Genomic DNA, 11862 nt, shown 5'->3' with positions numbered 1-11862 from the left:
CCCGCATGAACGAGCGGCTGAACCTCCTCCTGATCGTCCCCCACCCCGACGACGAGGTGTACGGCGCCTCGGGCACCCTGATGGAGTTGCTGGACGAGGGCCGCCCCTGCGGCCTCGTCACCCTCACGCGCGGGGAGGCGGGGCGCACCCTGGGGCTGGCGGACGGCCCCGAGGAACTCGCCCGGATGCGGGAGGCCGAACTCCGCGCCTGCCTCGACGTGATCGGCCTGACGGTGCACGAGCAGCACGCCTTTCCCGACAAGTACCTCAAAGACCAGCCCTTTGGGCCGCTGGTGGAGGTCGCGCGGGAGGCCATGCTCCGTCACCGCCCCGAGACCGTCCTCACCTTCCCGCCCAACGGCGGCAACGGGCACCCGGACCACGTGACCACCCACCGGGCCGTGCGCGAGGCTTGGGAAAGCCTGCCGGAGGGCGAGCGGCCCCGCCTGTGGTACTACGCCAACCCCGTTCCGCCCGAGAACGAGGAGCTGCGCGCCCTGTGGCTCGCCCCCAACGTGCGCCGGGATGTGACGAGCCGCATCACCCGCAAACTCCAGGCCATCGCCTGCCACCGCACCCAGGCGCTGAGCACGGTGGATTTCCTGCGCAAGTTCCCGGGACGAATCACGGAGGAGACGTTTCACGAGGTCGGTGGGTAGTGGTCAGCGGTGAATGGGGGGAGGGGGCGTCGGCGGTTCGCGTTGCGACCCAGAGCCTCGGCTACACCGTGCGGGACGTGGAGCGGCTGCCGGGCGCGTCGGGAAACCCGAGCTGGCGGGTGGAGGCGGCGGAGGGGACCTTCGCGGCGCGGCTGTATCCACGGTCGGAGGCGGGGACGGCACACGGACTCGCGCGGCTGGCGGAGGCTTTGCGGGCGGGCGGCTACCCAGTGCCGCGTGTCGTGGCCGTGGGCGAGACGGGCGAGCACGCCGTCCTCGTGCAGGCGTGGGCGCCGGGGGTGCCGCTCCGGGCCGCGCTGGAGCAGGTGCCCGAACACGCCCACGACCTCGGCCTGGCCTTCGGGGAGACGCACGCCCGGCTGCACGCCCTGCCCGTCCCCGCCGAGGCGCACGCGGCCCTGCGGGTGCTGGGCGGACCCACAGGAGTCCCGGCCTCCCCTTCCTGGCTCCACCTCGACTATCACCCCTTCAACGTGCTCGTGGAGGGCGGGCAGGTGAGCGCCGTCCTCGACTGGGAGAACGTGGCCCTGGGCGACGCGCGGCTCGACGTGGCCCGCACGCTGAGCATCCTGAGCGCCGATCCGTCGGTGTGGCCACTGTCCGGAACGAGGCGGCGGGCGCTTCTGCTCTTCCGGCGGGGCTACCTGGCGGGGTACGCGCGGGGCGGGGGGCGGCTGGAGAACATGGCCCCCTTCCTGGCCTGGGCGGGCGAGTTCATGCGCCGGGACCTGCGGGGCCGCTTCGCCGACGGGGAGTTGTGGCACGTCGCGCGCTGGACGCGGGCGTGGAAGGCCAGGACCTGACCCTCACTCCCACTCGCTGACGGGGATGAAGTCCACCCCCTCCGCATCCGTGCCCGTCACGTTGTAGCGGCGGTCGAAGCGGACGACGAACTCGCCCCGGTCAAAGTGCTGCGGGCTGACCACGGGCTTGCGGAAAAAGTAGTTGCCGTCGTCGTCGATGCCGATGTGGGCGCTCTTGGTGAAGCGGAACTCGACGACCTCGCCGTGGGGGCGGGTGCGCACGCGGACGCGGTAGGTCTGGGAGTCGTCCTGCTGAACGTAGGCGTTGGCGGCGGGCTTGTTCCGACCGAAGAGGTTGAACATGGGAAGGCTCCTTGTCAGCAGGGTACGCGGTGCGCGGGGGGCAGGACGCGGGAAAGACGCCCCGGTCCCGCCTGTCGCCTACACCTCCTGCAAGAGGCGGGTCAGCAGCCGCACGTGGTCCGGCCAGCGGTCGAGGCGCACGTGCTCGTGGGCCGCGTGCGCCCCGTCACCCGGAGCGCCCAGACCGTCGAGGGTGGGACACAGCGGCGCCGTGAAATTGCCGTCGCTGCCGCCGCCGACGACTTCGCCCCCGATCTCGAAGCCGAGATCCCGGGCGATGGCCTGGGCCTGCCCGAAGAGGGTGAGCGTGCCCGGTCCCGGCTCGAAGGGGGGACGGTTCAGGCCGCCCGTGACGCTGAGCCGCACGCGGGGGTCGGCGGGGGTGAGGGCGCGGATGGCGTCCGTGACGCGCTCGCCCTCCGCCACCGTGGAGGCGCGCAGGTCGATTTCCAGGGTCGCCTCGGCGGGAATGACGTTCACGGCGCTGCCGCCCCGAATTCGCCCCACGCTGACGGTCGTGCCCAGGTCCGGGCGGGCGAGGGCCTGCACCTCCAGCACCGCGCGGGCGGCCTCGGTGACGGCACTCGCCCCCTCCTGCGGCTTGTTGCCCGCGTGGCTGGCGACCCCGTGGAAGGTCAGCGCGAACGAGCCCACCCCCTTGCGCCCGATCTTCAGCGCATGGGAGTCGGCCACGGGCGGCTCGACCACGAACACGGCGCGGGCCTCCCGGGCGGCGGCCTCGATGTGGGGGCGGCTCGCGTGGCTGCCCACCTCCTCGTCGGGGGTGAGGAGCAGGCGCACGCCCCCCCGGGGCCAGCGTCCCTCCAGGGCCCTCAGCGCGTGCAGCACGCCGACAATCCCGGCCTTCATGTCGTAGGTGCCGGGGCCGAAGAGGCGGTCGCCCTCGACGTGGAAGGGCATGTGTTCGAGGGTGCCGTGCGGCCAGACCGTATCGGCGTGCGTCAGGACGAGCAGAGGCTTCTCGCCGCCTCCCACGCCGAAGGAGAAGGCCCGGGTGCCGCCGGGGAGCGCCTCGGGGACGCCGCCCAGTTCGCGGGCGCGGGCCCCCACCACGTCCATCACGCGGGCCACGGCGGCGGGGTCGGTGGAGGGGGACTCGATTTCCGCCAGGGCGCGCAGGTCGGCGATCATGGCGGTCAGGTCGGGGGGCATGGGGGCCATGCTACCCCCGGCCAGGAGCGGCCCCGCCCGGCCCGGGTCAGGGGCGGCAGGACGGGGCGGCGCCTTTCGCGGCGGGCTCAGGTCAGCAGGGCGATCTGCTGGGTGTCCGCGCGAAGCACGGCGCGGCCCCTCAGGTACAGCTCGCTGAGGGCCTCCCGCCCGAAGATGCGCGCGAGGCGGGTGCTCGTGAGTTCGACCGTGCGCCCCGCGAAGCGCAGCCGAACGAGGTCGATGGTGCCGGGGACCCAGGTGCATGACAGTTCCTGCATCGTGTTCCTCCTGCGAAGTTGTCGGGTGAAGCAGCGGCCACACGTCCCGGAAGGGTCGGTGAACGAGGTTCCGCGCTGCTGTTCATTCAGCGTAGCTGATCTCAGCCTGACCGGCGCGAGAGGAAGGCCAACCCACCTTGAGCGAGGCGTCATGAGCCGGGTGAGGTCCCCGCCGCGTGATTGACTGCGGGCATGACCCACAACCCGGTGCCCGGTCCCGAGAGCCTCCTCGCCCTCGTCTTCCCCTCCGACCCGCAGGTGGGCGCAGGCGGGCACAGCGCCTTCTTCGTCCTCTCCCGCGTCGAGGAGGACGACCCGGCGCGGCCCGAGGAAGACTTCCCCAAGCCCCGCTACCGCTCGAACATCTGGCATTCGGAGGGGGGCGAGGCCCGGCAGCTCACGCGCGGGGAGGGCCGCGACACGTCGCCGCGCCCGTCGCCGGACGGGGGGACGCTCGCCTTCGTGCGCGAGGAGCGCGGCGGCAAGGGCCAGCTCTTCCTGCTGCCCCTGGGGGGCGGGGAGGCCCGCCGCGTGACGAGGTTTAAGGGCCCGGTGACGGACGTGAGCTGGAGCCCCGACGGACGCTTCCTCGCCTTCCTGAGCCTCGGGGACGACGAGGACAAGCGCGACGAGCGCGGTGAGGCCCGCGTGATCACCCGGCCCCGCTACCGCTTCAACGGGCGCGACTGGCTCCCCGAATCTCCCGCCCGGCTGTGGCTCTACGACGTGGCGGCGGATGAGTTGCGCGAGTGGCACGTGCCCGAGGTCGAGGTCACCTCCTACACGTGGTGGCCCGACTCGCGCGGCGTGCTCCTCGTCTCCAGCGAGACTGAGGACGATGCGGCGCAGTGGCGGCAGGAGGCGTACACGTTGCTTCTGGACGGCACCCGCACCCGCCTCACCCGCTGGAACTCGGCCATCGTCTCGGCCACACCGCATCCGGACGGGGAACGCTTCGTCCTCGTGGGCCGCCCGGAGGGGAAGGGCTCGCCCGAAGACGCCCACCTTTTCCTCGTCGAGAGGGACGGCGCGTGGCGGCGGCTGGACGAGGGGTGGGACCGCCCGGTCGGGAATGTGGTGGGCGGCGACTGCCACGTGGGCGCCTTCCCGGAGCGCCCGGTGTGGCTGGACGCGGAGACGCTGCTCTTCCCGAGCACGGTGGGCGGCTCGTGCGGCCTCTTCCGCCTCGGGCTGGACGGGACGGTCACGCCCCACGACCACCGCGAGGACGGGGTGATCTCCGCCTTCACGGCCCGCGCGGACGCCGTGGCCCTGATCCGCGAGCGCGCCGACCGCTTCCCGGAGGTGGAACTCAACGGCACGCAGGTCACCGACCTCCACGCCCGCCTCCCCTTCCCGGCCCGGGCTCATACGCGCGTCTGCTTCACGAACGACCTTGGCGAGGGGGAGGGGTGGGTCCTGCTGCCGGACGGGGAGGGCCGCGTGCCCGCCCTGCTGAGCATCCACGGGGGGCCACACACGGCCTACGGGCACGGCTTCACGCACGAGTTCCAGCTCCTCGCGGCGCGGGGGTACGGGGTCTGCTACGGCAATCCGCGCGGCAGCGTCGGGTACGGGCAGGCGTGGTCCTCGGACATCCACGGGCGCTGGGGCAGCGTGGACATGGACGATCTGCTCGCCTTCTTCGACGTGTGCCTGACGACCTTTCCCCAGCTCGACGGCGACCGCGCGGGCGTGATGGGCGGGAGCTACGGCGGCTACATGACAAACTGGATCACCGCGCACACGACCCACTTCCGCGCGGCGGTCACCGACCGGAGCATCTGCAACCTGATCTCCTTCGGCGGCACCTCGGATATCGGGATGCGCTTCTGGGACGACGAACTCGGCCTGAACTTCCACCGTCAGGAGGACGCACTCCGGCTGTGGGACATGAGCCCGCTGAAGTACGTCGAGAACGTCCGCACCCCCACCCTGATCGTCCACTCCGTCCTCGACCACCGCTGCCCCGTCGAGCAGGCCGAGCAGTGGTACGCGGCGCTGCGCCTGCACGGCGTCCCCGTGCGCTTCGTCCGCTTCCCCGGCGAGGACCACGAACTCTCGCGCTCGGGCAGGCCGGACCGCAGGATGGGGCGGCTGGAGGAGTACCTGGGGTGGCTGGACGGGCACTTGTTGGCGGGAGAAGAGGAACGACCCCACGGCCTCGGCCACCACACGTCGCACTCGTAGGCGAGGAGAAGGGGCTCTTTTCTCCCTCTCCCCTCGCGGGAGAGGGTGGGGGTGAGGGGGCGTGTGACCACCCCCACCGCCAGGAAGACGCCTTCCCTACCCAGTAGGCCTGACGCCCCGCCCATTATCCCCACCCGTCCTCCCCCCTCTCCTGCGGAGCTTTGCAAGCCAAGGAGGGAGGAGAGTTGCACCCTCCTCGGGATCAAGTGTTGCGGCTGCTCAGCCCCCGCCTCATCCCGACCCTCACCCCTGCCCGGCAAAAGGCGAGGGCCGGGACTCTCACCCCGGCCCTCCTTCCCTCTCAACCCTTACTCGTCGTTGCGGCGGTTGCCCCAGCCCCGGTCGGTGCGGGCGCGTGGGCGGAACCCCTCGCCCTGACCGCCCTGGTTGCCGCCCTCGCCCCCCTGCGGGCGGAACTCGCGGTCGCCGAAGTTACGGTCCCGGTCCTCGCGCGGACGGAACCCGCCGCCACCCTGACCGCCGCGGTCATCACGGGGGCGGAAGCCGCCCCGGTCCCCTCCGCCTTGATAGCCGCCACGGTCGCCACCCTGGAACCCGCCGCGGTCCTCGCGCGGACGGAACCCGCCGCCACCCTGACCGCCGCGGTCGTCACGGGGACGGAAGCCGCCCCGGTCCCCGCCGCCTTGATAGCCGCCACGGTCGCCACCCTGGAACCCGCCGCGGTCCTCGCGCGGACGGAACCCGCCGCCACCCTGACCGCCGCGGTCGTCACGGGGACGGAAGCCGCCTCGGTCCCCGCCGCCTTGATAGCCGCCACGGTCGCCACCCTGGAACCCGCCGCGGTCCTCGCGCGGACGGAACCCGCCGCCGCCCTGACCGCCGCGGTCCTCGCGGGGCTTGAAGCCGCTCGCCTGGGCACCCTGGCCCTCGCGGAGTTCGCGCATCTCACGGCGCAGGCCCCGGATTTCCTTGCCCTGGGCTTCGAGCATCTCCTTCATCTCGTTCAGGAGGCCGATCAGGTCGTCGGCGTCGATGTACTCGTCCTCGCCCTCTTCGCCCTCGGCGCTCTCGTCGTCGGAGACGTTGCCGCTGTCCATCACCGCCATCGCGGCGACCTGACCCTCCTGCTCGGCCTCCTCGGCGTCGAGCACGGGGTCCTCGTCGGGCTCGCCCTGAAGCTCGGGGAGGACGTCGCGCAGCTCCTCCGGGGTCTCGTGCAGGTCACCCCGGGGGTCGAGGGGATGCTCGTTGGTGTCGTTGGTCATGATCTTCCTTTCCCCGCGCACTCGCGCAGGCGTACCCCGCAGTCTACCACCCGGTCCCAGGTCAGGTCTTGCCCGCCGACATGAGGCTCGGGGCTGCCCGGAACACCCAGCGTTCATCGAGGGACGGGCCCCGCCGGGTTGGCAACCCCGGTCATGGTCCCGCCGCGCCGTCCTCCTATACTCGCCCTCATGAAGCCCGCCGCCCTCCTCGCGCTGCTCGCCCTGGGCACCGCGTCGGCCCAGACCACAGCCTCCCAGACGGCCCCCGCCCGCACGGTCGCCATCGGCCTCGGGTACATCCCCAACGTGCAGTTCACGCCCTTTTACGTGGCGGACAAGCTCGGGTACTTCCGGGCGGAGGGGCTGAACGTCAGGTTCCAGCACGGCTACGTGTCCGAACTCATGCCGCTGCTGCTCCAGGGCAAGCTCGACTTCATCGTGGGCGACCCCGAGGACGCGATCTTCGCGCGCAACCAGGGCGCCCCGGTGCGCTACGTCATGGCGATGTACCAGAAGCTGCCGGTCACGGTCTTCAGCACGAAGCCGCTCGGCACCGCCGCCGACCTGAAGGGCAAGACGGTGGGCCTCCCCGGCACCTTCGGGAGCAGCTACGCCGCGCTGCGGGCCGTGCTCGACGACGCGGGGCTCCAGGAGGGGCGCGACGTGCGGCTCGCCTCCATCGGATTTACCCAGCTCGACGCGGTGCGGGCCGGGCGGGTGGACGCCGCCGTGGGCTTCGTGAACAACGAGGTCGTGCAGCTCCGGACTTCGGGCACGCGGGTCTACACCCTCGACGTGACCGCCTCCTACCCGATGGTGGGCTCGGGCCTGATCACCACCGACAAGACCTTGACCGGGGACCTCGCCCGGCGGGTGGTGCGGGCCAGTCAGCGGGGGCTGAAGTTCACGGTGACCGACCCCGCCCGCGCCTTCCGGGTCGCCCAGCCCGTCTTCGGCACGGGGGGCGGCTCGCTGGACGTGCTGCGCGCGAGCGTGCCCCTGATGCAGAGCGCGTACACCCGCGCGAATGGGCTGGGCGCCAGCGACCCCGCCGCCTGGACGAAGGCCGTCGCCGCGCTCGTCCGGCAGGGGAGCCTCCCCGCCGGGGCGAGGGCCACCAACTTCTACACGAACAGCCTCGTCAGCAAGACGGTGCGCTGAGGGTCACGGGAAGGGGGAGGGGACACGCGCGGTCGCTGTCCCCTCCCCCTTCTCTGGCAGGGATTCAGGCCCCGAGCGGCTCCAGCAGGCCCTGATCGAGGACCACGGGCAGCGCGAGCGTCTGATACCCCGGCCCGTCGAAGAGGACGGTGATCTTCTCGCCCTCGTAGCGCATGACGAGGCCCTCGCCGAAGGTGCGGTGGGCGACGCGGGTGCCCAGGGCGAAGGGCACGTCGTCCCCGTCAGCGGTCGCCTGCACCAGCCCCGCCTCGCAGTTGTCGCAGTAGTTGCAGGGCGGGGTGGACGCCTCGCCGAAGTAGTTGAGCAGGAATTCGCGGCGGCAGCCCCCGGTCTCGGCGTACCCGCGCACCATCTCCAGGCGCGAGTCCTCGAAGGCGCGGCGGTAGGCCTGCGCGAGGGCGGCCTCGGCCACCACCTCGGGGGCCTGCGCCCCGTCCGTCGCGGTGACCTCCCCGCTCGGCAGGATTTCCACGGCGCCCACGTCTTCCAATCGGCTCACGGCGGTCAGCACCTTCGTCTGCGACAGGCCCGTCTCCTCGCGCAACTCCTCGGGGTCCACCGGGCCGTGGTGCTCTTCCAGGGCGCGCAGCACGTGTTCGACCTGATCGGCGTCGATCAGGCCGCTCCCCGCGAAGAAGCGGCGCAGCCGCAAGTCGCCGGGCGCGTAGAAGAGGGTGGCCTCCGAGGCCGCGCCGTCGCGCCCGGCCCGCCCGATCTCCTGGTAGTAGGCGTCCACCGAGCCGGAGATGTCGAGGTGGTGCACGAAGCGCACGTTCGGCTTGTCGATCCCCATGCCGAAGGCGGTCGTCGCCACGATGACCTCCAGCTCGTCCGCCATAAAGGCCGCCTGCGCCCCCCCTCGCGCCTCCACGTTCAGCCCGGCGTGGTAGGCCGCCGCCCGCACCCCGCGCCCCGTGAGGTCGCGGGCCAGCTCGTCCGCCGCCCGGCGGGTCGCCGCGTAGACGATGCCCGGCTTGGGGGCGGCGATCACCTCGGACAGCAGCGCCGAGCGTTTCGTCCCCGGGTCCTCGAAGCGCCGCACGCCCAGGCGAATGTTCGGGCGGTCGAAGCCGCGCACCAGAATCTCGGGCTCCCGCATCCCCAGCCGCTCCACGATCTCCGCGCGAACGGGGGGCGAGGCGGTCGCCGTCAGCGCGAGGACGGTCGGGTGCCCGAGCGCCTCCACCACAACTCCTAACCGCAGGTACTCGGGCCGGAAGTCGTGGCCCCACTCCGAAACGCAGTGCGCCTCGTCCACCACGAAGAGCGACGGCTCAGCCTCCCGCAGCCGGGCCAGCGTCTCCTCGTTGCTGAGCTGCTCGGGCGCCAGGAAGAGGAACTCGACCTCGCCCTCCTCGAAGGCGCTGAGGGTGGCCTCGCGCTCGGCGGGCCGCAGGGTGGAGTTGATCAGGGCCGCCTGACCCGGCGCACTCTCCTCCAGCGCCTCCACCTGATCGCGTTGCAGGGCGATCAGGGGCGAGACGACGACCGTGGGGCCGTTCAGCGAGAGCGCCGCGACCTGATAGATCGCCGACTTGCCGCTCCCGGTCGGCATGATCGCGAGGGTGTCACGCCCCTTCAGGACGGACGCGATGGCCTCCTTCTGCGCCTCGTGGAGCCCGTCGTAGCCGAAGACCTCCTGGGCGATGCGCTGCGCCCGCTGCATGTCCTTGGTCGGCCTGCCCCGGCGGGCGCCCGCCGGAGACGGAGCGGGAGGGGGCGGAGCGGGGCGGGGCGGCGGTTCGGCGAGGGTCACGCGGGGCGCGGCGGGCTGGTTGGGCTCCCCGGGAGGGGGAAGGACGACGACGGGAGAGGAGGGGGCGTCCTCGGGCGGGGTGGGCTCGGCGGGGGGCGCGCTGACCCGGATGCGCCGGGGCGGGGCGGAGGGCGCCGGGTGGGGGTTGGCGGGCTCGGGCGCGGAGGCCCGGAACCGGATGCGCTTGGGCATGACAGGCGTTCCTTTCTCGTCCACGGGGGAAAACACCCCAAACCCGGTGGCCCCGGCGTGGAGAGGAGCTGATCTGGCCGCGCTCTCCCGGCGCACCCGGCCTGGAGGAGCCGGGACGGAGCGGAGGCGGGAAGTCAGTCTCGTGGCACCGGGACCCCCGCAGATGATGCCCGGAACAAGCCCGCTTTACCGGGGCCGCGCCGCCTCCCCAGGATGGTGAGGTGGGCTTCAGTCCCGAGCCCGGAGGGTCTGCCCCCCGACCCCTAAGCGTGATGGCCTATCCGCCCCGCCTCCGTTCCCTCACGCCCGCCTCACCTGCTACGGTGAGGGCAACACCGGAAGGAGGTGCTGCACATGACCGACATCACCATCATTGTCACCGTCAGCCTGAACGCGACCGAACGAGGAACCCTCGCCCCCGATCCCAGGAGCCACCGTGCAGCACCAGCCCCCGCCGTTCCAACCCCCATGTGACACCCGAACGAGGCGCCCTTGAGCGTCCGCTGGCTCGAAGACGAACTCTCGGACGCGGACACCCGCCCAGGGAAGCGCCAGAAGCACAAGACGAAGAAGCCGCTGGGTCGCCGCCGTCTCTCCGCGCTGACCGCCGAGGAGGCAGGTGAGCAGGACGACACCATCCGCCGCCTCACCGACCTGGGGCACATCACCGAGGTCGTCGCCGAACTGGGGAGCGGCAAGGAGGCCACGGCGTACGTGGCGCGCGGGCCGAGGGGGAGCGTCCTCCTCAAGCTCTACCGCGAGCTGGAGGCCCGGTCCTTCAAGCGCGACGGCATCTACCGCGAGGGGCAGGTCATCCTCGACGAGCGGGCGAAGAGGGCGATGGAGGGCCGCAGCAAGAGGGGCCTGGAGATGCTTCAGGCGGGGTGGGTGGCCGCCGAGTACGCGCACCTGTGGCACCTGTGGGGGTCGGGCCTCAGCGTCCCCGAGCCGCTGGTCGGCCCCAGCCCCTACGAGTACACGCAGACCACCCCCGCCGTCTTGATGCGATTGATCGGCACCGAGGACGCCCCCGCCCCGCGCCTGAGCGACGCGGCCCTGAGCCCCGAGGAGGCCCGGAATGCCTGGAATCAAGCCCTGGACGGCATGGCGCACCTGCTGCGGCTGGGCTACGCGCACGGCGACTACAGCACCTACAACCTCCTCTGGTGGGAGAACACCGTGACGATCATCGACTTTCCCCAGCTCACGACCCGGCAAAACCCCAACTTCAAGGAGTTGCTGCGCCGCGACGCCGAGAGCCTGGCGACCAGCTTTCGCAAGCACGGGACCCAGGCGAGCGGCGAGGCCACCCTGCGCGAGGTGCAGCGGCGGGCGCTGGGCGTGGCGCCGGCGCCGCGGGTGGTGCTGCCGTAGGAGCGATCAGCCCTCAGCCAACCTGTGTCGTGCTGAGGGCTGACCGCCTGCCCTAAGCTCTCCCCATGCGCGCCTTGGAGACCTGCCTGTACGTGGACGATCTGGAGGCCGCCGAAGCCTTCTACTCGGGTGTCCTGGGACTGAGCCTGTACGGCAAGGTCCCGGGGCGCCACCTCTTTTACCGGCTGGAGGGCTCCATGCTGCTGATCTTCAATCCGGCCATGAGTGCCCAGCCCGGCGACGTGCCGCCCCACGCGGGAAAAGTCGGCGGGCACGTCTGTCTGGCGATTGGGTGCGAGGAGACGGACGCCTGGCAGGCGCGGTTGGAGGGGCACGGTCTGAGCGTCACCCGCTATGCCTGGGGCAACCGAGGCGAGAGCCTGTACTTCGAGGACCCCGCCGGAAACGTGCTGGAGCTGGCGCCGCCGAGTATCTGGGGGCTGGAGTGAGCCTGAAATTTATTGTGGCGAGCGCTGTGGAACGCGACTCGATGAATCTGGAGGTTTACCAGGATGCCTTCAACCTGCTGAGCATCGAGGAAACGGCGGAGCGGGAGTACATCGTCCAAGACTGGTCGGGGCCGGGGGAAGCAGCGTTTACGGCTCAGGAGGTGGCGCTCATCGTGGCCCACGCCCTTGGCTTCGCCGGGCTCCGCGTCCGCCAGCCGGAAGGGCTACCCTGACCCCATGAAACGCCCCCTGCGGT

Annotated in this window: 12 protein-coding genes; 7 read left to right on the top strand and 5 right to left on the bottom strand. The window is 71.9% G+C overall.

The window, feature by feature from the left end; all coding sequences use genetic code 11:
- Positions 1–5: 5 nt before the first annotated feature.
- Both A7B18_RS13870 and A7B18_RS13865 read left to right on the top strand, forming a co-directional pair.
- Positions 6–659 (top strand): PIG-L deacetylase family protein, encoded by a 654-nt coding sequence (locus A7B18_RS13870; RefSeq protein ID WP_102127330.1) that lies wholly within the window; start codon positions 6–8, stop codon positions 657–659.
- On the top strand, positions 659–1483 hold the full coding sequence (locus A7B18_RS13865) for a phosphotransferase family protein (protein ID WP_180970167.1): 825 nt from the start codon (positions 659–661) through the stop codon (positions 1481–1483). The genes A7B18_RS13870 and A7B18_RS13865 overlap by 1 nt, the downstream gene beginning before the upstream one ends.
- A 3-nt stretch (positions 1484–1486) precedes the next feature.
- Here the strand turns inward: A7B18_RS13865 and A7B18_RS13860 are convergent, their stop codons facing one another.
- The 3 genes from A7B18_RS13860 to A7B18_RS13850 all read right to left on the bottom strand — a co-directional run bounded on the left by A7B18_RS13860 (position 1487) and on the right by A7B18_RS13850 (position 3237).
- Positions 1487–1786 (bottom strand): hypothetical protein, encoded by a 300-nt coding sequence (locus tag A7B18_RS13860; RefSeq protein WP_102127291.1) that lies wholly within the window; start codon positions 1784–1786, stop codon positions 1487–1489.
- Positions 1787–1864: 78 nt separating this feature from the next.
- On the bottom strand, positions 1865–2968 hold the full coding sequence (locus A7B18_RS13855; RefSeq protein WP_102127290.1) for a M20 family metallopeptidase: 1104 nt from the start codon (positions 2966–2968) through the stop codon (positions 1865–1867).
- 77 nt (positions 2969–3045) lie between these two features.
- Positions 3046–3237, bottom strand: coding sequence for a hypothetical protein (locus tag A7B18_RS13850; RefSeq protein ID WP_102127289.1), 192 nt, complete (start codon positions 3235–3237; stop codon positions 3046–3048).
- 192 nt (positions 3238–3429) lie between these two features.
- Between A7B18_RS13850 and A7B18_RS13845 the strand changes: the two genes are divergently transcribed.
- The gene (locus A7B18_RS13845; protein WP_102127288.1) at positions 3430–5427 is read left to right on the top strand and encodes a S9 family peptidase; all 1998 of its coding nucleotides are present in this window, start codon (positions 3430–3432) and stop codon (positions 5425–5427) included.
- 308 nt (positions 5428–5735) lie between these two features.
- On the opposite strand, the gene A7B18_RS13840 is transcribed toward A7B18_RS13845, so the two are convergent.
- Positions 5736–6653, bottom strand: a complete 918-nt coding sequence (locus A7B18_RS13840; RefSeq protein WP_102127287.1) for a hypothetical protein — start codon at positions 6651–6653, stop codon at positions 5736–5738.
- A gap of 189 nt (positions 6654–6842) precedes the next feature.
- On the opposite strand from A7B18_RS13840, the gene A7B18_RS13835 reads away from it, so the two are divergent.
- On the top strand, positions 6843–7814 hold the full coding sequence (locus tag A7B18_RS13835) for an ABC transporter substrate-binding protein (RefSeq protein ID WP_102127286.1): 972 nt from the start codon (positions 6843–6845) through the stop codon (positions 7812–7814).
- Between the two features lie 64 nt (positions 7815–7878).
- Here A7B18_RS13835 and A7B18_RS13830 read toward each other — a convergent pair whose 3' ends face one another.
- Entirely contained in the window at positions 7879–9783 is a 1905-nt protein-coding gene (locus A7B18_RS13830; protein WP_245872886.1) for a RecQ family ATP-dependent DNA helicase, read from the bottom strand.
- Positions 9784–10275: 492 nt separating this feature from the next.
- On the opposite strand from A7B18_RS13830, the gene A7B18_RS13825 reads away from it, so the two are divergent.
- From A7B18_RS13825 to A7B18_RS13815, 3 genes are all read left to right on the top strand, one after another.
- A complete protein-coding gene (locus A7B18_RS13825; protein WP_102127285.1) occupies positions 10276–11157 on the top strand; it encodes an RIO1 family regulatory kinase/ATPase domain-containing protein in 882 nt (293 codons plus the stop codon).
- 65 nt (positions 11158–11222) lie between these two features.
- A complete protein-coding gene (locus A7B18_RS13820; RefSeq protein ID WP_102127284.1) occupies positions 11223–11606 on the top strand; it encodes a VOC family protein in 384 nt (127 codons plus the stop codon).
- Entirely contained in the window at positions 11603–11839 is a 237-nt protein-coding gene (locus A7B18_RS13815; protein ID WP_102127283.1) for a hypothetical protein, read from the top strand. The genes A7B18_RS13820 and A7B18_RS13815 overlap by 4 nt, the downstream gene beginning before the upstream one ends.
- The last annotated feature ends 23 nt before the right edge of the window (positions 11840–11862 follow it).

This window comes from Deinococcus planocerae (genome assembly GCF_002869765.1).
Taxonomy (GTDB): Bacteria; Deinococcota; Deinococci; order Deinococcales; family Deinococcaceae; genus Deinococcus; species Deinococcus planocerae.
Note: the sequence above shows the minus strand (reverse complement) of the source record. Positions and strands in the feature narration are given on the sequence as shown.